Source organism: Roseivivax lentus (assembly GCF_900156805.1).
GTDB classification, from domain to species: Bacteria; Pseudomonadota; Alphaproteobacteria; order Rhodobacterales; family Rhodobacteraceae; genus Roseivivax; species Roseivivax lentus.
Genome location: NZ_FTOQ01000002.1, coordinates 631113 through 653395 on the forward strand (window position 1 = coordinate 631113; position 22283 = coordinate 653395).

Annotated in this window: 22 protein-coding genes; 18 read left to right on the plus strand and 4 right to left on the minus strand. The window is 59.0% G+C overall.

The window, feature by feature from the left end:
* The first annotated feature begins 4 nt into the window (after positions 1 to 4).
* Positions 5 to 1345 (plus strand): 8-oxoguanine deaminase, encoded by a 1341-nt coding sequence (locus tag BW990_RS06690; protein WP_076446216.1) that lies wholly within the window; start codon positions 5 to 7, stop codon positions 1343 to 1345.
* 141 nt (positions 1346 to 1486) lie between these two features.
* Here the strand turns inward: BW990_RS06690 and guaD are convergent, their stop codons facing one another.
* Positions 1487 to 2773 carry a guanine deaminase gene (gene guaD / locus BW990_RS06695; protein ID WP_076446407.1) on the minus strand — a complete coding sequence of 429 codons (1287 nt, stop codon included), beginning with the start codon at positions 2771 to 2773 and terminating at the stop codon, positions 1487 to 1489.
* Positions 2774 to 3002: 229 nt separating this feature from the next.
* On the opposite strand from guaD, the gene mgtE reads away from it, so the two are divergent.
* Positions 3003 to 4397 carry a magnesium transporter gene (gene mgtE, locus BW990_RS06700; RefSeq protein ID WP_076446217.1) on the plus strand — a complete coding sequence of 465 codons (1395 nt, stop codon included), beginning with the start codon at positions 3003 to 3005 and terminating at the stop codon, positions 4395 to 4397.
* On the plus strand, positions 4394 to 4957 hold the full coding sequence (locus tag BW990_RS06705; protein WP_076446219.1) for a 5-formyltetrahydrofolate cyclo-ligase: 564 nt from the start codon (positions 4394 to 4396) through the stop codon (positions 4955 to 4957). Before mgtE ends, BW990_RS06705 begins: the two co-directional genes overlap by 4 nt.
* Positions 4958 to 5450: 493 nt before the next feature.
* Here the strand turns inward: BW990_RS06705 and cobS are convergent, their stop codons facing one another.
* Positions 5451 to 6437, minus strand: coding sequence for a cobaltochelatase subunit CobS (gene cobS / locus BW990_RS06710; RefSeq protein ID WP_076446221.1), 987 nt, complete (start codon positions 6435 to 6437; stop codon positions 5451 to 5453).
* A gap of 207 nt (positions 6438 to 6644) precedes the next feature.
* Between cobS and BW990_RS06715 the strand changes: the two genes are divergently transcribed.
* From BW990_RS06715 to msrB, 4 genes are all read left to right on the plus strand, one after another.
* Positions 6645 to 7145 (plus strand): sigma-70 family RNA polymerase sigma factor, encoded by a 501-nt coding sequence (locus BW990_RS06715; protein WP_076446409.1) that lies wholly within the window; start codon positions 6645 to 6647, stop codon positions 7143 to 7145.
* Positions 7142 to 7855, plus strand: a complete 714-nt coding sequence (locus tag BW990_RS06720) for an anti-sigma factor (protein ID WP_076446223.1) — start codon at positions 7142 to 7144, stop codon at positions 7853 to 7855. Before BW990_RS06715 ends, BW990_RS06720 begins: the two co-directional genes overlap by 4 nt.
* A 101-nt stretch (positions 7856 to 7956) precedes the next feature.
* The gene (locus tag BW990_RS06725) at positions 7957 to 8532 is read left to right on the plus strand and encodes a fasciclin domain-containing protein (protein WP_076446411.1); all 576 of its coding nucleotides are present in this window, start codon (positions 7957 to 7959) and stop codon (positions 8530 to 8532) included.
* Between the two features lie 104 nt (positions 8533 to 8636).
* On the plus strand, positions 8637 to 9104 hold the full coding sequence (msrB, locus tag BW990_RS06730; RefSeq protein WP_076446225.1) for a peptide-methionine (R)-S-oxide reductase MsrB: 468 nt from the start codon (positions 8637 to 8639) through the stop codon (positions 9102 to 9104).
* A gap of 367 nt (positions 9105 to 9471) precedes the next feature.
* Here msrB and BW990_RS06735 read toward each other — a convergent pair whose 3' ends face one another.
* Positions 9472 to 9783, minus strand: a complete 312-nt coding sequence (locus BW990_RS06735; RefSeq protein WP_076446227.1) for an H-NS histone family protein — start codon at positions 9781 to 9783, stop codon at positions 9472 to 9474.
* A 138-nt stretch (positions 9784 to 9921) separates the two neighbouring features.
* On the opposite strand from BW990_RS06735, the gene BW990_RS06740 reads away from it, so the two are divergent.
* Both BW990_RS06740 and BW990_RS06745 read left to right on the plus strand, forming a co-directional pair.
* Positions 9922 to 10830 (plus strand): Abi-alpha family protein, encoded by a 909-nt coding sequence (locus tag BW990_RS06740; protein ID WP_143526095.1) that lies wholly within the window; start codon positions 9922 to 9924, stop codon positions 10828 to 10830.
* A 9-nt stretch (positions 10831 to 10839) separates the two neighbouring features.
* Positions 10840 to 11481, plus strand: a complete 642-nt coding sequence (locus tag BW990_RS06745) for a hypothetical protein (protein WP_159441611.1) — start codon at positions 10840 to 10842, stop codon at positions 11479 to 11481.
* A gap of 24 nt (positions 11482 to 11505) precedes the next feature.
* Here the strand turns inward: BW990_RS06745 and BW990_RS06750 are convergent, their stop codons facing one another.
* The gene (locus BW990_RS06750) at positions 11506 to 11895 is read right to left on the minus strand and encodes a hypothetical protein (RefSeq protein WP_076446232.1); all 390 of its coding nucleotides are present in this window, start codon (positions 11893 to 11895) and stop codon (positions 11506 to 11508) included.
* Between the two features lie 1332 nt (positions 11896 to 13227).
* Between BW990_RS06750 and BW990_RS06755 the strand changes: the two genes are divergently transcribed.
* The 9 genes from BW990_RS06755 to BW990_RS21260 all read left to right on the plus strand — a co-directional run bounded on the left by BW990_RS06755 (position 13228) and on the right by BW990_RS21260 (position 22055).
* Positions 13228 to 13983 (plus strand): hypothetical protein, encoded by a 756-nt coding sequence (locus BW990_RS06755; RefSeq protein WP_076446234.1) that lies wholly within the window; start codon positions 13228 to 13230, stop codon positions 13981 to 13983.
* A 70-nt stretch (positions 13984 to 14053) separates the two neighbouring features.
* Entirely contained in the window at positions 14054 to 16723 is a 2670-nt protein-coding gene (locus BW990_RS06760) for a hypothetical protein (protein WP_076446235.1), read from the plus strand.
* 1480 nt (positions 16724 to 18203) lie between these two features.
* Positions 18204 to 18668, plus strand: coding sequence for a hypothetical protein (locus BW990_RS06765; RefSeq protein ID WP_076446237.1), 465 nt, complete (start codon positions 18204 to 18206; stop codon positions 18666 to 18668).
* A gap of 35 nt (positions 18669 to 18703) precedes the next feature.
* Positions 18704 to 18928, plus strand: coding sequence for a hypothetical protein (locus BW990_RS06770; protein WP_076446238.1), 225 nt, complete (start codon positions 18704 to 18706; stop codon positions 18926 to 18928).
* Positions 18925 to 19272 (plus strand): hypothetical protein, encoded by a 348-nt coding sequence (locus tag BW990_RS21255; RefSeq protein ID WP_143526097.1) that lies wholly within the window; start codon positions 18925 to 18927, stop codon positions 19270 to 19272. Before BW990_RS06770 ends, BW990_RS21255 begins: the two co-directional genes overlap by 4 nt.
* A gap of 482 nt (positions 19273 to 19754) precedes the next feature.
* The gene (locus BW990_RS06775) at positions 19755 to 20486 is read left to right on the plus strand and encodes a hypothetical protein (protein ID WP_076446240.1); all 732 of its coding nucleotides are present in this window, start codon (positions 19755 to 19757) and stop codon (positions 20484 to 20486) included.
* Entirely contained in the window at positions 20483 to 20782 is a 300-nt protein-coding gene (locus BW990_RS06780) for a hypothetical protein (RefSeq protein WP_076446242.1), read from the plus strand. The genes BW990_RS06775 and BW990_RS06780 overlap by 4 nt, the downstream gene beginning before the upstream one ends.
* A complete protein-coding gene (locus tag BW990_RS06785; protein ID WP_143526098.1) occupies positions 20779 to 21399 on the plus strand; it encodes a hypothetical protein in 621 nt (206 codons plus the stop codon). Before BW990_RS06780 ends, BW990_RS06785 begins: the two co-directional genes overlap by 4 nt.
* A gap of 80 nt (positions 21400 to 21479) precedes the next feature.
* Positions 21480 to 22055 (plus strand): hypothetical protein, encoded by a 576-nt coding sequence (locus tag BW990_RS21260; RefSeq protein ID WP_143526099.1) that lies wholly within the window; start codon positions 21480 to 21482, stop codon positions 22053 to 22055.
* The last annotated feature ends 228 nt before the right edge of the window (positions 22056 to 22283 follow it).

Sequence of the window (22283 nt, forward strand, 5' to 3'; positions counted from 1 at the left end):
GCCGATGGCCGAACGGCTCCTGCGCAACGCCGACACGATCCTCACGATGGACGATACCGGCACTGAGCTGAGCGGCAGCGATATTCGCATCCGCGACGGTGTCATCGCAGAGATCGGCCCGAACCTCGAGACCAGCGGTGCCGTGCACGATCTGCGCGGCTGCCTCGTCACGCCCGGCCTCGTGAACACCCATCACCACCTCTACCAGACCCTAACCCGGGCGGTGCCGGGCGCGCAGGATGCGCTCCTGTTCGGCTGGCTCGACCGGCTCTACCCGATCTGGGCGCGGATGGGCCCTGAGGATATGCGCCTCTCGGCGCTGGTCGGACTTGCGGAACTGGCGCTGTCGGGCTGCACGCTGACCTCCGACCATCTCTATCTCTATCCCAACGGCGCCCGGCTCGACGATACGATCGACGCGGCGCGCGACATCGGGCTGCGCTTCCATCCCACGCGCGGCGCGATGTCCATCGGGCGCAGCGCCGGCGGCCTGCCGCCCGACAGCCTGGTGGAGCCCGAAGCGGCGATCCTCGAGGATGCGATCCGCGTCATCGACGCCTTCCACGACCCCCTCCCGGGCGCGATGATCCGCGTCGGCGTCGCGCCCTGTTCGCCCTTCTCGGTCAGCCGCGAATTGATGCGCGACGCCGCGCTTCTGGCGCGCGACAAGGGCGTGATGCTGCACACGCACCTGGCCGAGAACGACGAGGATGTGGCCTACAGTCTCGCCCATTTCGGCTGCCGGCCCGGCCAATATGCCGAGGATCTGGGCTGGACCGGCGACGATGTCTGGCACGCCCATTGCGTGAAGCTCGACGCGCAGGAGATCGACCTCTTCGCGCGGACCCGCACCGGCATCGCCCATTGCCCCTGTTCGAATTGCCGCCTCGGCTCGGGCATCGCGCCGGTGCGGGCCATGCGCGATGCGGGCGTCCGGGTCGGGCTCGGCGTCGACGGCTCGGCCTCGAACGACGCGGGCAACCTCGTCGCCGAGGCGCGGATGGCGATGCTGCTGCAGCGCGTCGACCGCGGCGCCGATGCGATGAGCGCGCGCGAGGCGCTTCGGATCGCGACGCGCGGCGGGGCAGAGGTGCTGGGCCGCCCGGAATGCGGCCGGATCGCATTGGGCGCGCGCGCCGATATCGCGGTCTGGGACATGACCGGCATCGAGGCCGCGGGCAGCTGGGACAAGGCCGCGCTTCTGCTCGCAGGCCCCATGCGCGTGCGCGACCTCTTCGTGGAGGGCCGACCGGTCGTCACCGGCGGCACGTTGGTCACGATCGATCTGCCCGCCGCCATCGCCGCGCAGAACCGCCGCGCGATGGCGCTCGCCGCACAGAGCTGACGGCGCGGCGCGCCCGCCTTGACCGCCCTCGGCTCCCGCGGCATCGACCGCGCGGCGCGCTCCGGCAGGCCGCGCCACCCCCCCCGGGTTCACCTTTCCAGAAAACGCATGGCTCCGGCGGACAGGGCGCGCGCCGCGCGGTCAGCCGCGCCGTCCGCCGATCCAGGTGTCGCGCACCGCGCGGTCGTCGCCCAGCATGATCGTCGCGAAGACCTCCTCCCAGGCATCTTCGGCGCGGGCCGCGCGCTGGGCGATGGCCGGGGTCGAGGCGAGGTCGAGCACGCAAAGGTCGGCCTCCGCCCCGGGCGCCAGCGTCCCGATCTTGCCCGCCATGCCCAGGGTTTCCGCCGACCCGGCCGTCGCCAGCCACATCAGCTCCGCCGCGTGCAGCGCGTGGCCGCGCAACTGCCCGATCTCGTAGGCCGCGGCCATGGTGCGCAGCATCGAGAAGGACGACCCCCCGCCGGTATCGGTGGCGAGCCCCAAGCGCAGGCCGCGCGCCACGAGCCCCGCCATGTCGAACAGCCCCGATCCGATGAAGGTGTTGGAGGTCGGACAATGGATCACTGCGGCGCCCACCTCCGCCAGCCGGTCCACCTCGCGCGGGGTGAGGTGGATCGCGTGGCCGTAAAGCCCGCCGGCACCCAGCAGGCCGAAGCGCTCATAGGTGTCGAGATAGTCGCGCGCCTCGGGGAAGAGCTGCGCCACCCAGGCGATCTCGTCGGTCTGCTCGGATAGGTGCGTCTGCATCAGGCAATCGGGATGCTGCGCCCAGAGCGCTCCCAGCGCTTCGAGCTGTTCGGGCGAGGAGGTGGGCGAGAAGCGCGGCGTGATCACATACGACGCCCGACCGCGGCCATGCCAGCGCGCCAGCAGCGCCGCGCTGTCGTCCAAAGCGCTTTGGGCGGTGTCGCAAAGCGCTTCGGGCGCGTTCCGGTCCATGCAGGTCTTGCCCGCGAAGACCCGCTGGCCGCGCGCCTCGGCGGCCTCGAAGAAGGCATCGACGGAAGCGGGATGCGACGTGCAATAGCTCGCGACGCACGTGGTGCCTGCCGCGCGGGTCAGGTCGAGATAGCTGTCGGCCACGGCGCGGGCATAGGCCGGGTCGTCAAAGCGCATCTCCTCGGGGAAGGTGTAGGTCTCCAGCCAGTCGATCAGGCGTTTGCCCCAGCTCGCGATGATGCGGGTCTGGGGATAATGCACATGGGCATCGACGAAGCCCGGGCAGATCAGGTCGCGGCCATAGCGGGTTTCGGGCAGGTCCGGATGGGCGCGGCGCAGCTCGCCCGCAGGACCGAGCGCGGCGATCCGGCCGTCCCGGATCGCGACGGCCCAGTCGTCCTCGATCCGGGCGGCACCCGGCCCCTCGCGCAGCGGCGCGCCGTCCCAGATCAGCACCCGCCCGCTCAGCAATGCCGCGTCCTGCATCTCGCCTGTCTCCCTGCCCATGGCCGTCCTGCGGGCCGCGCCCGCGCGGTCCCGGCGGCCCGCACCGGCCGCCTCTGAATGCGCGCAAATCCCCGCCGCGCGGCCCGTTTCCAGTCTCCGCCGCGCGCGACCCTACGCGCCTCCGCGGCCATGGTAAATTGTCGATCCGCCCTGTTGCTTTCCCGGGCGCTGCCCTAGTCTCCGACGAAATGCGCACGAGGACCCCGCCATGGTGCAAGAGCCCGATATCGCCCCCGAACCCGAGACCGAGGATGACGACGCCTACGCGTTGTCGCCGCGCACCATCGCCGCCATCCTCGAGGCGGTCGAGGCCGGGGCACGCGAGACGCTGGTTGCGCTCATGGAGCCGCTGCATGCCGCCGACATCGCCGACATGCTGGAACAGATCGACGCCGCCGACCGGGCCGCGCTGATCCGGCTATACGACCGCGAATTCGACGGCGAGATCCTGACCGAGCTCGACGAGGGCATCCGCGAGGAGGTCATCCGCATCCTCAAGCCCGAGGTGCTGGCCGAGGCGGTGCGCGAGCTTGATTCCGACGATGTGGTCGACCTGCTGGAGGATCTCGAGGCCGAGCAGCGCGACTCGATCCTCGGTGCGCTGACCGACCGCGACCGCCTCGCCATCGAGCAATCGCTGGAATTCCCGGATTATTCCGCCGGCCGCCTGATGCAGCGCGAGGTCGTCATGGCGCCCGAGCACTGGACCGTGGGCGAGGCCATCGACTACATGCGCGCGACCGAGGACCTGCCGGACCAGTTCTACCACGTCATCCTGGTCGATCCGCGGATGAAACCCGTGGGCAAGGTGGCGCTGGGCAAGCTCATGTCCTCGCCGCGCCCGGTCAAGCTGTCTGACATCACCGATGCGAGCTTCCACGTCATCCCGGTGACCCGGCCCGAGGCCGATGTCGCCTATGCGTTCAACCAGTATCACCTGATCTCGGCCCCGGTGGTGGACGAGAACGAGCGGCTGGTCGGCGTGATCACCATCGACGACGCGATGATGGTCCTCGACGAGGAACACGAAGAGGACATCCTGCGCCTGGCCGGTGTGGGCGAGGAAAGCTCGCTGTCGGACACGGCGCTCGAGACCACCCGGCAGCGGTTTCCCTGGCTCGCGGTGAACCTCGCCACCGCGATCCTCGCCTCGCTGGTGATCGCGCAATTCGAGGCGGCCATCGCCCAGATCACCGCGCTCGCGGTGCTGATGCCCATCGTCGCCTCGATGGGCGGCAATGCGGGCACGCAATCGCTGACCGTGGCGGTGCGGGCGCTGGCGACGCGCGACCTCACCGGCTCCAACGCCTGGCGGGTGATCCGGCGCGAGGCGGCTGTGGGCCTCATCATGGGGGTCGCCTTCGCCGTGGTCATGGGCATCGTCGGGCTGATCTGGTTCGGCTCGACGACGCTGGGCTGGGTGATCTTCGCGGCGATGATCATCAACATGCTGGCCGCGGCGCTGGCGGGGATCGGCATCCCGATCGTGCTGGAAAAGCTGCGCGTCGATCCCGCGCTCGCCTCCGGCACCTTCGTGACCACCGTGACCGATGTGGTGGGCTTCTTCGCCTTTCTCGGCCTCGCCTCGGCCGTGCTGCTGTGAGCCTCGCCGAGGCCAAGGCCGCCGCCCGCGAGGCCGCCTTCGCCGCCCGGGCCGCGGCCCATGCGGCGCATGGGCCGGGCCGCGCCGGGCATCTTTCTGAGGTGCTGGCGGGCTATCGCGGCGTGCCGCTTTCGGGCTATTGGCCGATCCGCACCGAGATCGATCCGCGCCCCGCGATGGAGGAGGCCGCGGCCCACGGCCCCGTCGCCCTGCCGGTGATCGAAGGCGCGGGCCGCCCGCTGCGCTTTGCCCGCTGGGAGCCGGGCTGCGCCATGGTCCCGGGCCCCTTCGGCGCGCAGGTGCCCGAGGTTCAGGACTTTCTCGTGCCCGAGATCCTGATCGTGCCGCTCCTGGCCTTCACCCGCGACGGCGCGCGGCTGGGCTATGGCGGCGGCTTCTACGACCGCACGCTTGCGGAACTGCGCGCCGCGCGCGCCACGCTGGCGGTTGGCTTTGCCTATGCCGCGCAGGAGGTCGCGCGGCTGCCGCTCGAGCCCACCGACGCGCCGCTCGACATGATCGTGACCGAGCGCGAGGTGATCGGCCTGCGGGCGGGCTGAGCGACGGCAGGCTGCGGGGGCTTTTGGCTCTGCTTTCGTCGAGTAGGGCGAGGGGCGCGCGCAGAAGGCGAGGGGGCTGTCTGCCCCACCGCCATTATCCTTGGATCAATGGCGCGCGTTGAAGGCGAGGGGGCTGTCTGCCCCACCGCCATTTTCCTTGGATCAATGGCGCGCGCAGAAGGCGAGAGGGCTGTCTGCCCCACCGCCATTATCCTTGGATCAATGGCGCGCGCAGAAAGCGAGGGGGCTGTCTGCCCCCTCGCGCTCCCCCGAGAGGTATTTTCGGTCCGGCCGTGACAGGGCGGCGGCGCGCCTGCCCGATCAGGGACACGCGGATGTCGGCGGGGCGGAGACGCTTGCGGCGGGCAAGTGACGGGGCGCGGGGCGGGCGCCGCCTGGTGGCGCGGCGCATCGGAAAGGTGCGCGCCGCTCAGGTGGTGGCGCGGGCAGGCGATTGCGCGGGATGCGCCGCCGGGCGTCCTGCCCGGGCGGCTTACTTCATCGCGACGCTGGCGGCGCTTTCGGGGAGTTCCTCGTCGAAGCAGCGCTGGTAGAATTCCGCCACGGTCTGGCGCTCCAGCTCGTCGCACTTGTTGAGGAACGAGACGCGGAAGGCATAGCCGGTATTGCCGAAGATCTGCGTGTTCTGCGCCCAGGCGATCACCGTGCGCGGGCTCATCACCGTGGACAGGTCGCCGTTCATGAAGGCGGTGCGGGTCAGTTCCGCAACGGTCACCATCTGGCGCACCTGGCGGCGGCCCTTCTCGGTGTCGTAGGCGGGGTTTTTCGAGATCACGATCTCGACCTCGGCATCGACCGGCAGGTAGTTCAGCGTGGCAACCAGCGACCAGCGGTCCATCTGGCCCTGGTTGATCTGCTGGGTGCCGTGATAGAGCCCGGTCGTATCCCCGAGACCCACGGTGTTCGAGGTCGCGAAGATGCGGAAATAGGGATGCGGGTGGATCACCTCGTTCTGATCGAGAAGCGTCAGCTTGCCGTCCACCTCGAGCACGCGCTGGATCACAAACATCACGTCGGCGCGGCCCGCATCGTATTCGTCGAAGACGATGGCGGTCGGGTTGCGCAGCGCCCAGGGCAGGATGCCTTCCTGGAATTGCGTGGTCTGCTTGCCGTCCACCAGGCGGATCGCGTCCTTGCCGATGAGGTCGATCCGGCTGATATGGCTGTCGAGATTGACGCGCACCGCGGGCCAGTTCAGCCGGGCCGCGACCTGCTCGATATGGGTCGACTTGCCGGTGCCGTGATACCCCTGGATCATCACCCGGCGGTTGTGCTCGAACCCTGCGAGAATCGCCAGCGTGGTGTCGGGGTCGAACTTGTAGGTCGAATCGATATCGGGCACCCGGTCGCTCGCTTCGGGGAAGCCGTGCACCACCATATCGGTGTCGATGCCGAAGACCTCGCGCACCGAATGTTCGACCGTCGGTTTGGCATTGATATCCATCGATCCGTCCGCCATGCTTTTCCGTGTCCTTTCGGTCGATCCTCGTGTCGCGCCTCTGGTGCAACATATCGCGCGGAGGGGCAAGGGAAAGCCCGGGCCTGCGGCACTGCGATCCGGGAAAAAAAGGGCGAATGCCGCATCGTGAGACAGGCCAGCCAAGCGCAGCCGGGCGCCAGCCGCACAGCGCAGGACGAGATCGAAGCGCTTCTGGCGCGGATCGCCATGGGCGACCGCCAGGCGTTTTCCGCGCTTTATGATCGCACCTCCGCGAAACTCTTCTCGATCTGCCTGCGTGTCTTGGGGGACCGCGCCGAGGCGGAGGAAGCCTTGCAGGAGGCCTTCCTGCGCATCTGGGGGCGGGCCGACATGTACCGCGCCAACGGTTTCTCGCCGATGACCTGGCTCATCACCCTGTCGCGCAACGTCGCCATCGACCGGCGGCGGCGGCGCGTGCCCGAACCGGGCGCAGGGCTCGATGCGGCCGATCTGGTGGCCGATGCCGCCCCGGGCCCCGAGGCCCAGGCGGAGATGAGTTCCGAGGCGCGGGCCTTGCATGCCTGTCTCGACGGGCTGGCACCGGACCGGGCGGACATGGTCGCCCGCGTCTATCTCGACGGCTGGAGCTATGCGGATCTGTCCGCGGCGACGGGCGTGAAACTGAACACGGTCCGGACCTGGCTGCGCCGGTCCCTGATCGAACTGAAGGAGTGCCTGTCGCGATGAGCGGGCCGCAGACAGATCGGCCGGACGGGCCCGGAGAGGACGACGCGCTGGCCGCGGAATACGTCCTCGGCCTGATGTCGCCCGAGGAGGTCGCGGCCTTCGAGGCGCGGCTCGATGTCGAGCCCCGTCTCGTGGCGCGCGTCGTCGGCTGGACCGAGGATTTCGCCGCGCTGACCGAAAGCCTGCCCGAAACAGCGCCCGCGCCGCAGCTCAAACGCCGCATCGAGGTGCTGGCCTTCGGCGACGCGCCGCGGCGCAGCTGGTGGCGGAGCCTGCTGCCCTACGCGCTGGGCGCCGTGGCCGCGGCGGTCTTCGGCTGGGCGGTGATGATCTCGGGCTTCCTCGTGCCCGACCTGCCGGAGCCGCTTTACGTGGCCGATCTCGAGGCTGCGGAAGGCCCGCCGCTGCTGGTGCATGCGGGCTATATCGCCGAGACGAACGAGCTTCTCATTCGCCGCGATGCGGGGCTCGTGCCCGAGGGGCGGGACAACGAATTGTGGCTCGTGCCGGGCGAGGGCGCGCCCATCTCGCTGGGCCTCGTGCCGCGCGAAACGGGCGTGATCTCGCGCCGGGTCCTGCCGCCGGCGCTGGTCGCGGCACTCGAGGGCGGCACGCTTGCGGTGTCCGAAGAGCCCGCGGGCGGCGCCCCGGACGGCGTGCCGTCGGATGTGCGCGCGATCGGTCCGGTCCTGCCCTTCACGGAGACGTGAGGCAGAAAAAAGACCCCTTCCTGAAACTCCGCGCCCGCGCGCCGCGTGGCTTCGGGCAACTCCACCGCAGACGGGCGGCGGAGATGACCCAGAACGGAGAGATGAAGATGAACACGACTTTCACCCTCGGCGCCCTCGCAACCGCAACCGCGATCCTGGTCGCGGGCAATTCCGCCGCGCAGGACAACCCCATGGTGGGCGGTGCCGCGATGTTCCCCTCGAAGACCATCGTCGAGAACGCGGTGAACTCCGCTGATCACACCACGCTCGTCGCCGCCGTGCAGGCCGCCGACCTCGTGGACACGCTGAATTCCGCCGGCCCCTTCACCGTCTTCGCGCCGACGAACGACGCCTTCGGCATGATCTCCGAGGCGAGCCTCAACGCGCTTCTGGATCCCGCGAACAAGGGCCAGCTGCAGCAGATCCTGACCTGCCATGTGGTCGCGGCCAACGCCATGTCGGACGCCATCGCGGGCATGATCGCCGATGACGGCGGCACCCATCCGGTCGAGACCGTGGGCGGCTGCACGCTGCAGGCGAAGATGCAGGGCTCCGAGATCGTGCTGACCGACGAGAATGGCCGCTCGGCCAGCGTCACCATCTCCGATGTGCGCCAGTCGAACGGCGTCATCCACGTGATCGACCGCGTGATGCTGCCCGCGGGCCAGGCGGGCTGAACCCTTAAAAAGCGCCCCTTGGGCACTTACCTTGATGAAAGCAGGGGCCCGGCCGGTCGTCGGCCGGGCCTCCACCCATCCGCCACGCAGCCGGGAGATGCCAGATGAACCGCCGTACCTTTCTTGGAACCACCGCCGCGGCCCTGGGCCTCGGCAGCCGCGCGAGCGCCGTTGAGGGCAATTTCGAAGTGACCCGCAGCGAGGCCGAATGGCGCGCCATGCTGAGCGACCTCGAATACCGCGTCATGCGCGAGGAGGGAACCGAGCGCGCCTTCACCTCGCCGCTGAACGACGTGACCGCCGAGGGGACCTATGTCTGCCGCGGCTGCGATCTGCCGCTCTATTCCTCGGCGCACAAATACGACAGCGGCACCGGCTGGCCGAGCTTCTGGCGCGCGGTGTCGGACAGCGCGATTGGCACCAAGCCCGACCGGTCGCTCTTCATGACCCGCACCGAGTGCCATTGCGCGCGCTGCGGCTCCCATCTGGGCCACATCTTCGACGACGGGCCGCAGCCCACGGGCAAGCGGCATTGCATCAACGGGGTGTCGCTGACCTTCGTCGCGGCGTAACGGGCGGCTGATCTTGCCGGATCGACGCGTGACCGCGCCGATCCGCTGGGGGCGCTGCCCCCAGACCCCCGGAGAGGATTCTGCGTTGTTTGGGGGCGCTGGTTAAGCACAAGTTTTCACTTGAGAATCTGGCTCCTTGCCCCCACGTCTCTCCTTGAAGGGGGCGCATTGGGGGCGAGTTGAGTTGGTGTCGCATTCAAAGCTCCTACTGTTGATGCCGGAACTTCTTGCCGTAACTCAAGAACAATCGCTGCTAGAAAAGTACGGTTGGACAGAAGTTCTTGAAGCGGGTCTGGCTGTCCCATTTGCGAAGGAAGGTCGCCCGCCCGTTATCAAAATATGCGACGCAGATTCTGCCGCTACCGCGTTAAGCGATTAGCAAGTCCTGTTCGCTCTTCCCTGCCTTAAGAGCCTCTTCGAACCACTTTGGCTTCCGGCCACGTCCCGTCCAAGTAAGCTCTGGGTTTTCAGGGTGCTGATACTTAGGAACAGATACGGTCTTCGCGTTAGTCCCGCCAGACAACTCGTTCAGTGAGAATCCGAATTCCTTTGCAGCAGCCTCAGCAGCGGCCATGGCCTCAGCCTTCTTGCGGGCTTCGAAGCTCTTGATCGCTTTAGCAACGTCTTTCTCCAGTTGCTTCAAGTCTTCCAGCGACATTTTTGAAAGGTCGACGCTCATTGGGTTTCTCCATAACTTGTTTTTGGTTGACGGGGTCGGCAGTTACGCCAATTGGACAACCGCTGCAACTGGATCTCCAGTTGACCCTGCCTAGATTATAATTTTGTCTGCGCCTACGGCTAGTTAGGAAATACTTAAATGAACGATGATGACGGCTCGCAGGACAGTCTTGCAAACAATTTGTCTCCGATTGCCTTAGACGTAGCAAAAGCTGCAACTGGCGGTCTGCTTGCTGGGATAAGCGATAGTTCAGGTGACGTCTGGGGGGCATTAATCGGGGACAGGCTTAAGGCGTGGAGGTATCGAAATTGGGTCAATGGGCTTGAGAAGACCGCAGATCATATACGCCAAAAAGGAGTCAATTTGAATGACGCGCGGCAACTCCCAAATGGTGATATGTTGGTATTGTTCGATGGAATATCTAAAGAGGAAGACGAAGACCTGTCTGACATGTGGGCACGCTTGATTGCAGAGGAAATGACCGAAGGCGAAACTGCGTCTTTATCTGCTAGATCTGTAGCTTCGGTTATAGAGCAAATGAGTCCTGCTTCTGCAAGGGTCTTCCTCTTGCTATCCAAGGAAGAAAAACTAGAGAATATTACAAGAAAGCTTAACGCATTCGGTGCGAAGGAATTGTTTCCTCTGAGCGCCGAGGAAGAAAAGATCGACGAAGAAGCGTTGAAAAAAGAATTAACGGGCCTCAAGCTTGAATTAAAGAACAAGTGGGATAGAATCCATGAATCCAGTGAGCTCGTAGAGGCAAATTTAGAAATTGCCAAAGCAGAACTAATGCGCTTGAACTTAATTGAACGAAAAGAAATCCCTGTCTACTTTGACAGCAACCCATTTCACGATGGATTTAAATTGGACGCGCCCAGCCTAGATTCGGTAATTGAAAAGCTGCAAGAGCAAGTAAAAGAGTTGGTTGATAGCCGAACGCTATCTGGGAAACATCCATTCCTAGATAAACTTTATGGAGGCAAAGGTACTAATTTTCGTCTGAGCATTTCTGGGAAGGTGATCGCTAAGAAGCTAGCCCTTATCTAAGAGGACTGCTTGATAAAGATTTACAATGAGCTTGCATTGCTTACCAAATTGTGGAGTTCAAAGATGCCAGACCGAGACAATTTTCGACGCTATGACCTGGCAGAGAGCCATGCTTATAATGCACTTGATTGCTTGAGGAGATACCAAGAATTAATCAAAAAAGCCGCGCCCGTTCACTCAGATGAAGAAGCTTGGAAGACTGATGAAGGCGTGCAGGGCGCCATGCAGGCAGCTAGATATGGCAAGCTTGCACACAGAGAGCTCTATGCCGCGGTCATCTCCTTCCAAGCAAGCATGGAAATAATGCTGTCAAATCTCAAGCATATGGATGCAGCAACATTGGCAGCAATTGAAGCCGGGGGTGGCGGCTTCAAAAACGAGTGGCTATCCGCGCTTTCTCACTTGGGCATTGCGGATGCAGATTTCCAAAAATACCACAATGATATATACATAAATATGCGGAATCCTTTGATACACGGTGATGAGCCGTCGGACTTAGATGCTGTCGATAATATTAAATATGAAGATGTTATAGTAGGCATTAAGCACGGCTGGTTTGCGATTGCAGACGTGACTCACAGTATTGGCCTTGAAAGCTTAGGAAAGGAAGATAGCTGGAAGCGCCTTCTAAGTATCGCGGGCCTGAAATAGGATTTCATACAGATCGTGAAGCCATCACTCCGCACTCTTGAGTTCAGCGATCTGTTGAAGAAGCGGCTTGTACTTCTTGCCCTTGGCGCTGAGGTCTGCCGCAATCGCCTTCGGGTCCTCGCAGAGCATCCAACGTCTATGGCCTTCCGCACACATCGACAACAATTCTGCAACAATCGCCGCATAGTCGTATTCTGGGAATCTCTCTTTAATACTCCTCTCCCAGCGATCAAGGTTTCGCGGCTTATTCTGCTTCCATTGCATTGACAGGTTTGAATACTTTCCAAATCCCTTCCCATAGATAATCTTATCGATTTTGTAATCCTTTCTGTCGCGGACCATGACAATGAAGAATGTAAACTTGTCTTCGTTCGACTTGCAGACGATCCTTATCGTTGGAAGCGGTAGTGGCATTGGGTGCTCCTTGGGAATGACTCATTGTTCAGTGTTTGCCGCCCCCCGGATCAGGGGGAGGTTACCTAATTTTAACTCGGTTCGAATTAATTGGTGAATTATTACTGAATGAAGCTGGGCGATTGAGCGCGAATTGGTCGCCGATGTCGCGGTCGCAGTTGGCGCGGCCCGGTTGGCGCGGTCGGCGTTGCGCGGTTGGCCGATCTCGGCGGCCCGGTTGCGCCGATAACGTTGACCAATCCCGTTCAACGGAAGCCAATTCAAATGGTCCCACTGAACGAGATCGTGTGAACTGTCTTCACATTCACCTTTGCGTAACTTCCAACTCCCGTCAACCCATTGAATTACAATGAGAACTGGCGGCTGCTTGAGGTTGCTGGCGTTGGCGAGCGAGGACGGGGGAGGGATGGAGTGAGTGATCGCCGTCCCAGTTGACTGCCCCACAGAATCATGGCTTGATTGAGCCATAGCCTTGCGCTGGACGAGTCTCGTAGCACGAAAGACCACCTCGAAGGCATCCCATTGAAAATCAACGCCCTATTGGGCGAGAGGATGCATCATGTCTTGCTGCGAAACACACGCCCCCTGGCTTTCCCGTTCTGAGCTTGCCGAACGTATCAGTGCTGAACTGATCGACGTTACGCCAAGATCAATCGAGCGTATCCCCATTCCTTCACGTCTAGTCCTCGGCAAGCGGCGCTACTGCTATTCGTGCGCCGCAGCACTGTTCAAAGGATTGCTAGAGCAATCGGAGACGGTAGTTGGCACTCCCGGCGCTGCGCCGCTTAAAGCTTTCGAGCAATAGAGCTGCAGCAATCCCATTTGTGTGTTCCGCAGCGATAGTTCACTCAATGTGTCGAATGCAGCCGATAATGATCGGGCGCGTTTATGTGCGCAATCAGTGTGAACTGCGACCGGGTTACCAAAGTGCAATGGGCCTAGGCGTGGCGGCTGATTTATCAATGGCAAAACAAATAGACAACCCATGCCTTCATTTCACAGCATACCCGCCCCCTGCGCCAAGAATGTTTTCCGTTATGCGGGGAATGTTTTGCTGCGTCCGTTGTCAAAGGTGACAGCATTGGACGGGGGTTGGATTCATTATCCGTCAAACAACTTGCCCCCAGTTTTTACACCGGGGGCAAGTCTGACTTGGAAAGGCAAAACAAGTAGAACCCGAAGATTCAAAGACTATCCGATCCTCGAGTGTGCAGCTCTACTGGACAGTCAAAGAAGTCTTCAACCTTATTATGCCCCGAAACAGCGGTCGAACGTGAACTATTTTTCACGTGAGATTGCTATTCGGCTGCCCAAACAAAGAAAGGAATACCAATGTTTAAAAAATCAGATATGGAAGCTTACTCCGAGGCCATCGACGCCTACGAGAAGCTTGCAGACTGCATGGATGCGCTGAACGTCCCGCTACCGAAGCTGTTCACCGAATGGCGGCAAGGGAACTTCATTCCCGCAGGGAAGTGGTCGCGCCACAAGTGGCGACATTACTGCCGAACGCGCGAGGTAATCAAGCCTGTTGAAGACCTGGGCATCAACTACATTCGGGCGATCACAGAGACGTTGGAGTATCGGCTGGTCGTTGCTACGGGTGACCAAGGCCGGTTCACTATTCACAATGAAGAAGCAGAAGCCGTCACCCCCTACGACAAATTCCGCAGTGCCTATCGCCTAGGGCTGTGTCGGCCGCTCAATCCGCTTGTCGTCGCCCAGCTGCGCCACGAGCATGACCTCATGTACTACGTCCTGCGCTTGCACGGCCACATGGTCGCAGAGTTGGGCGAACCTACCACAGGCGAAAATCCCTCTCACTGCTTCGATCCTGATCTCCGTCACTTCTGGGAGCAGTTCGGAAGGTTCCCGTTCGATGTTGGCATCGGGGGGATGGCATCGCTGGATCAAGCCATTGCAGCCTCGGACTTCCTCAACAGTCGAACCTTGTTCGAGGTCCCACAGCACTACGCCAACACCTTCCCCTGTGACCAACGCATCGTTGATGAGGGGGAGATGCCACATGAGTTTCTGCTCAAGCAGATGGACGAGACCATGTTCGGAAGCAAAGGGGATCTGCAATGAACTTTATGAAACAAAGCGTGAACGAAAATGAGGGCCAGAGTGGGCTGGTGAGACGGAAGGAGGCAGGGACGTGAGCGACAACACCAAAAAGAAATCGTCTATCGACATTCGGGCGCTCGAAGTTTTCTGGGCTAATGCGCCTGATGAACTTCTGATTGAGGCAGCCAAGACGCAGTTCGATGCCGACACCGTCAATTATGAGCGTGGCAGTAAGGACGCCCGAGTGGGAACACGTGAATCTGTCCAGATCATTATGGAAACTGAAAAGTACAAGCGCGGCACTTGGTATTCGTACGAGACAGATGAGCATGGGTGGTTGCCTCTGCCAGAAGGCCACGCCCTGCCGGACGTTGATAGGCCAGAAGTGACGCCCCAGAGGGGGTCCGCTCTTAGAAAGTGGAACAGCAGGGAAGAAGAGATAAAAATCAATCAACCTCCGGTCAAATACCTAATGGCCCGTGGTATCAGTATCTCGGCTATGAAGGCATGCAGGGATTTGGGCGTACTAAAGCCCGGCGACGAGAAAGACTGGCAGCTTCTGTTCCGATACGGGCTCATTGCTCACGGTGACTTTATGGGCGTTCAGCGTTCCTTGATTGGTCTGAACAATGAAAGGCTGCTGATTGATCGCAAACATAACAGTCCGCCGTTGAAGAAGCAGGCTTTGGGCGGCTTCGGTCACAATGGACAACAAGCTTACTTCACTGCGCACCGAGGCAGAGACAATCTTCCGGTGTTCGTTTTCGATGGTGCCGAGGACGCGCTAACTCTCCTCACCGTCTATTTAAGAGACGGGAGAGAGGACATACCCACGATCATCTCTACGCTTGGAACAGGCCGATTTAAGGGTGCTGCGAGGCAGTTCAGGAACGCAGTGCTTGTTCCCGACATCGATGGCGAAGAGCCAAGCCAGGACGGCAAGCCTGAATGGCTGAAGCGAGCAGAGAAGGCTGCAAGGCTCGGCTCTGGCCTCGTCTCAAATTGGTTCAGCATTCTGAAGGGCGCTAAGGACCTCAACGCATGGTGGGTTGCCAACAAGGACGATGAAACGGCCATCAGGCGTCTCATTGAGGCTGTAGAAACAACTTATGACGTTGGGCAAACAGCAATTAGCGGGACGGTGTCTAGACACCCAAACTCGTTTGAACCCATCGATGGTCTTGCGTCGTTCCAATCAAATTCATCAAGGCACACCGAAATCTTCTTTGGGTTCTCTGCCATGTTGAACGAGACCAGAACTTTGTTCCGCTACGCAGACATGCCTGTGATGGTCATCGAGAATGAAACCAGTGCTGTGATCGCGTACGAAGACGGTACGCAGGAAAAGGAGACGATGTTCTCCCCAGTAGAGCTCAACGAAACCTTCGCCACTTTCGCCTTGGAGAAGGTAACCCAGTGGTACTCCGTCAACGCTGAAGGTGAAGAGATACAGAAGCCGGTCCCTCAGTGGGCCAAGAAGCACCTAATCAATGGCAGGGGGGTGGGTCTGCCAAGCCTGATGGGCATAGCTCGTTATCCAATGATGACGTCCCAAGGCATACGTTCAGGCAATGAAGGCTATGACCCGAAAACCAAGATGTACTGGCGAACGGGTGAACTCGACGTCTCTTTCGATGGCACCGCAGAGGAAGCTTTAGACCTGCTGGAGAATGAACTGCTCGGTCCCTTCCCCTTCACGTCTAGAAGGGATCGCTTGAGGGCGCTCGCCTTACCAATGACATTGCTGGTCCGGCGCATCATGTTGACGGATGGATACAGCCCAGCGTTCCTCTTCAGAGCATCCGTCGCTGGTTCGTTTAAGACGCACTTGGCAACGATGCTGTGCCAAATCGTTCTGGATCGTAAGATCGGATCACTGGCTTACACGAAGAACGAAGAAGAGTTCAGGAAGCAACTGTTCGCTTACGCGCTCGGTGATCCGGACATTCTGTTCTACGACAACGTTGCCAATGGCACTAGCTGGAACCAACCGGACCTCGACAAATACATCACGTCTGGCTCAATCACTGACCGCATCTTGGGCAAGTCGGAAACCAAAGACATTCGGGCTTCGTTCGTTCCAGTTCTTACGGGCAACAAGATCACGTTCTCGCAGGACGACGCCGCTACAAGGTTCTGCGTTATTGAACTCTTTCAAGAGTCCAAGACGGACATGGAGGCAGTGGCCGCCACTACACGTCTCGTCAGCGAACATAGAGGACGGTTGATAGGGGCTATGGCTAAAATCCTGTCTGTGGAAGCTACGAAGAAGCCGGCAGAGTTCAGATTTGATCGATGGTGGGAACTTGTAGGGGGGCCATTGTCCAAGGTAAGCGGCGACGACAACCTTTTCGAAGGTATGTATGCCGGTGCCGACCGATACGATCCGCTGATTGAAGTGCGCAAGGACTTGGTCAACGCCATGACCGACTTCCTTGAGTACGAGCAAGTGGATGCTGAATTGGAGGACTTGCGCCTGCTTGTTAAAGAGCAGAACGGCTACTTTACTTGGTCGCAACTTGTGCAGGCGTGTGGGCCTGAACTAAGGGAAGCGATTGATTTGGCGGAGCACGTTTCCATGAATCCGAAGCATTCAAGAAGTCTGCAAAAGCTTCATGGTGATCAACGCTGCACGACTGAATTGGGAGTAGTGAAGATAGTTAGTGAACAGAGTCAATTCCGGGAAAAGAACGGGAAAAGCCGGAACAAGGTTGGTTTCAGGGTGGTCGTTGTTCAGGGTAACGATGAAATTCCTCTGTGAAGAAAGAAGACGGAGAGGAGACCTTCGTCGTGTTCGCGCAGTATTTCGGCCCATGGAAGCCCCATAGAAGCCCATGGAACCGTTTTTTCTATGGGCGACCCTATGTCGCTGTAATTGCTCAACTTTTCACTGATTGATAACCCAGTTCCCATAGAACCCATGGAAAACCCCTTACCCCGGTGGTTGACGTTCCCGCCGTTGAGAATTGAGGATTGAGGCGCTCAACGCTCAACGCTTGAAAACGCCTCCAAGCGGCAAGAACGGGTCGGTTTCCATGGGAACCATGGGCGGTCCATGGGTCAAGTTCGCTTTTCATCGGGTTTTACACGTTACTTTCCCGTCTTCTTCTCTTTTTTGGAAGAAGTTCCGTTGCTCAACCGGTTTTTGGCCGTTTTGAGGCGTTCCCGTTGAGCTTCTGTTAAGCGGCAAGAATTCACACCAAAACTTTACGGAACTCAAAAAATCCACCGTTAACGATATCGCGCTCTGCTTTCTGTCAACTGGTGGCGCTGGTTACGGTCTTCGGTGCAACTGGGAGACCTTTCGCTCCGCCTACACCTCCCGTCTTTCTTCCACGGCACAGCCTGCACTGCGTTCAATACCGGGGGGCGGTCCTCCGCAGCCACAGCGCCACAGGCACGGCCACAGCGCCACCACAGCGCCACAGCCCCAGCCGTATCTTCACCCCCGTCTCTCTGCCACGGCACCACCTGCCTTTTACAGGGGGGAGGGGTTATACTATTCCCCGGCGGACACCACTCCAATTTTTCAACACTTCCAACCGCAACTACTTCTGCAACTTAATTAATAAATTTATGAAGAAAAGTTCTGGTGGATTCTTATTCAAAAGTTAGTGGACAGTAGGGCTGCAATCTCATTTCTTAATTGATTCACTTCTCGCGGACGGAACGCGCGATAATCATTGCTATCATAATGCCCGCCCTGCGCCTTCTTTCAATTCTGTTGGGTACGGGCCGGAACTTCGAATGCAACCGCAGACTGCCACGGAAGCTTTGACCAATGCTTGAGATACTTCTTCTCGCAACTTTCGTTCTGCTATTAGCTGCACTCGCAACATTCTCTGAAGCTTTCCCCAAAACATTCCCCTACCGTACCACAGGTACCCCCTACGGTAGTTGTGGGAAGCAGAGCCCCGACCCACAGCATCGCACACAGAACATTCACGTTGGTTCTTTCCTTCGGCTATCGTTCAATTCCTTGCGGCATTGCGTTTGTCGAAGAGCGAATTTGTGTCACACATCTCGGTTGGGTCCCGCACATTCAGAGCCAGCGTTCGGCCAAGCGTTTGCCTTCACCAATCGCGAAGACACAACAGTATTCCCTAGCGATTCCAAAATGTTGCGCCTCATTGGGGCGGGGGGCGTATGTTCCGCGTCAGTGTTGGGGGTCAGGCCGCTCGGGGGACTGAATTTTCAATGGCCGACCTCAAATTTTAACCAAAACGAGGCAGTAAAACAGCATGGCTAAGGACGATTTTTTCGCCTCGGATACTCCGTATCCAGATGCTCCTCCGCATCTTGAGGAAGATGAAAAGTTTACCTTCGAACAAATCCTGCAGAAGCGCGGTCCTCTAGACTGGAGTTTCGTAGATTTGGAACTCGTCGCGCAGATGGCCACTCTCATATGCATGAATAGGCGGCTCCAAGTGGAATGGACCATGGACGGTATGGGTGAGACCGTCAACCTCAGCAATGGTGGAGAAGCCATCCGCGCATCCGTCCGTCTCTACCACAATAACCTCCGTCAAATCATGGCGTTGGCAAAGACGCTATCTCTGACCGCTTCGAAGAACAAAGAGCTTACAAAGTTCCGCGAAGAGCTCAATGCGATCAGACAAGAAACCAAGCACATTCAAGATAATCGAGTTTTCAATAGCCCCGCTGGCGGCCTGCTCGCAAAGCCACCCTCATACAAAACCCAGTAGCACAAAGATGCTAAACAAAAGAGAAGGAACCGAAAATGAAAAGCCTCAAAGCAAAGAATAGCGGGAAGCCGATGCAGGGGGAGGGCAAAACAAATCTACGATCCTCTGTTGAGCTGGCGCACCTTTCCGAAGTCATCACTCGTCGCATGGCAATGATCCCAGACGGTTTGGATTCAGATTCATTCATGAAGCTATCCCAAGAGTTCATTGACGTGGTTGATGAATACAAGACCGTCCGCGATCTGGAGATCAAGAAGTGAAAAACGATCCCTCTCAATATCCGTCTACGAAGAATGCCAAGATGTGGGGTGGACCAGCAGAAGGCCAATCAAACGCATCGTATGAAATCTGTCGTGCCCGCAGATTGAAAGCCGATTTCCGCGAAATCACCGGTCTGTCTGGCAAGAAATGCGACGGCACATCAGAACAACACATCCGAGCAATCGCAGCTATGTTCATTCGCTACGAGATTCCGGAGATCGATAAGTATAGATTCTTGGGTTGGGCATTTTTCCGCATGAAGCAGAGCCAACGCGTGAGCTACATTCAGAAGAAAGTTTTCGACGAGGAAGTCGATATTCTGCGCCGGAAGGAAGCTGCATAAATGTCGCTTTCTCGCCGCATCCCCTTTGGTGGAATCCAATCCATTGCGAGCCTCTGGGGGTGCGGCAAATCATTTCATCCATCCGTCTCCTTCGCGGCGATTGATGGTGGAGAAGCCACAGCAACTAAGGCCCCCATTTTGGTGCCTCTGCACGCTTTTGCGCCCCTCAACGCCCGTTGCCTTACCGGGGCCCACGAACGGCCCTACCAGCAAGGAAAAGCCAGCTTACGCGCTCTTCCGACCCTCAACGACCCGTTCCCGGCCCGCCCCGCCGCCGCCCGCCGCGCCGCCCGCCGCCAACGGCCCCTTAGCGCCCCGGAGCAGGGTGCTAAGGGCGCGTTAAGCCCGTCCGCCGCCCATGGCAACGCCCGCTTTGATTCCGTGATTCTCGATCACCGTAACGCCCCTAAACCCTATCCACTAATTCATCACCCCACCGCAGTCCTCGCCCGCAGGCAGGCACCAGAAGAAAGGAACGCAGAATGTTAGCTCGTAAGTTACCTCCCTCCCAAATCCACTTGGGGGGTGGCGCAATCACCCTCTCCAAGAAAGTCTGTTCATTCGTAGCGCAAGCAGCAATCGATAAGAGCATTGCCACGATCAAGGCATTCCATAACGAGGATGATCCCCTCGCATCCGTCGAGGAAATTCACAAAGATTGGGATGAGCTTCGATCTCTCCAAAAGCAGCTTGAGGACGAGGCCAAAGACTTCAGCGCCGCTGCCGATGCCTTGGAAGGCACTGTCGTAGAGGGCACGTCTCCATTGATCGAATTGGCAGTCGTCACTCGCGCTTCCTTCGACACGCTATCGGCAATCGACAATGAATACGACACATCCGTACTCCAAGACACAGCCAAGACTTTGCGCGAGGTTGCGGATGCGCTTTATGCCGACCTATCCGTCTTGAAGTCCCGCAGGATCAAGCACGACAACCAGTGCAGACGTGCAGTATTGAAGGCTATGGCTGAAGGTGTCGATCCGCTCGAACTTCATCAATATGAACTCCCAGAAGACTTTGAACTGCCAATTCAAGGGAAGCTGAACATCCTTGGCGAAGGCAAATCTTCAACGCAGCAATGGCGCGAAGACTGCCAGAAAGCAGCCGCCAAATACTTCCAAGATGAAGCCGACGCAGCAACAGCTAACAAGCGAGCACAGAAGGCAGAAAGCCGGAAGAAAGTCCGCCGTGAGATCAAGGAGCTGTGGACATGAAACCAGAGGCAATAATGGATGCACTTGCCAAAATCCTGAAGGACGAGCGGCAACGTAACGATGGCAAGCTTCAGGAAGTTCAGGGCGATCTTCAATCAAACCTGAAGACCATCAGCGATAACCTTCAGAAGATCGACGGGAATGTGTTGATCAAATCGGCAGCCTTTGCTGTAGCTGATGCGAACTTGGCTGCACTGAAGAACCATGCAGAGAATGTCCTATTGCGCAAATCCAAGCACCTTCATGGCACGCTACCCAATTTTGCTAAGGGCTTGCAGTCTGGGGGTGGACAATGACTCCTGCACAGATTTCCCAACATGAGACCCGCCACATATTCGGTGCAGCTATCGCATTGATAGCGCTTGATGAATCTGAATACGACAGCGCGAAGGTGTTGTTCAGTATCGATGGTAAAGGAGGTGAAGTGGCCGTGCTTACGAGCAAGTCAAAATTATCGCATGAAGTCGCGCATCTCTCATCCGCCGCACCCGTCTCAAAAGCTGGTGACTTTGTCGCCATTCACCGGGCATTCATGAGCATGGGGGAGGACTCCATTAAATCCCTTGGTGACCTTTCAGATAAAGATGTTCAGCTGCACGAAAGCTGGCTCGGTCCCAACACCACACCTGTACTAATCGCATTCGGTGCACTGGTTCTTGAGCAGAAGCTTGGCATCAGCCGCTTCAGGAAGTTGTCCAAGCGTCTACGCGATTCCAGCAATCAGGGTCTCGTCCCAGAGGACGGCTGGCCATTGGAGGACATCGTCCAAAAGGCAATGGCAGTGTCGGCGTACAAGAAAGCCAAGGCAGAGCTTCAGCAAATCCTTTCGCCAACGCCCCCTGAACTTTCGGAGCGGGATCGTGAACGATTGCCCGCTAAGGCGCTGGCTGATCGTGCCCATAATCGCAGCTGAATTGGATAAGTAAAATGAATGCCACAACCCTTTCAATGAAAACTTTGCTTGCCCACGAGGTGTGTCACCAAATTGGATACGTGACCAACATCAAGCTACAGGGGCAGGAACCAAATTGGCCTGACGAAGCACAGCTTCTAATGTCCGTCTCTGAAGAAACAGGATTTGCGCTTGATGCAAATGGAGACATCTCCACATTGTTGCCAATCTTCCATGAACTTGCCGAAAACAAAGGCAAGCTAACCAGTACAGAAGCAAGCCCAGAAGACACCAAAGCTTTCGAACGCGTTATGCGTAGCAATCAACAAGCCGATAAGATAACAGCGGTCGTTTGCTATGTAGTCGCTAATTGGCTGCACAGGAATAAAGTATTGGAACAAATCGTTGCTGACGCTGATCCGAATCAAGAAGGCACCTATGCCATAAACTGCAAGCAACTTGCAGATGTTATTGGCGTTCCTGCGTCTCTGGTCGCTAAAGCTTCATTGTCCGGTGTCAAAGGTGATTTGCTGGAGAAGATGATCTCCAATCTACAGCCAGCAGGTGACTTGCCGACGCCTGTTCGCATTGGTCCACCGGAAGAAATTTATCGATGCGCTGCTTCAAGGGAATTGGAGAAAGTAGCGTCCCAGCCTTCAGAATCGATGCGGAGCTAGGGGGGGCGGCAGGATGCTTAAAAACATTTCACCCGAGGCTATCGCTTATCTGGAAGAAGCTGTAGAGGCGCGAAATTCATCTATGTCAATGCTTGGACTTTGTCGGACTGTAAGCCCTGACAGTGCCAAGGAGCTAGTGTTCGCCACCTGACAAAAGGTTCCCACTGTGCTTGTCGTCTTGCTTCCGTTGCTCGGGTGATGTGTCGAGAGATCGGTGTGCCCCCGACT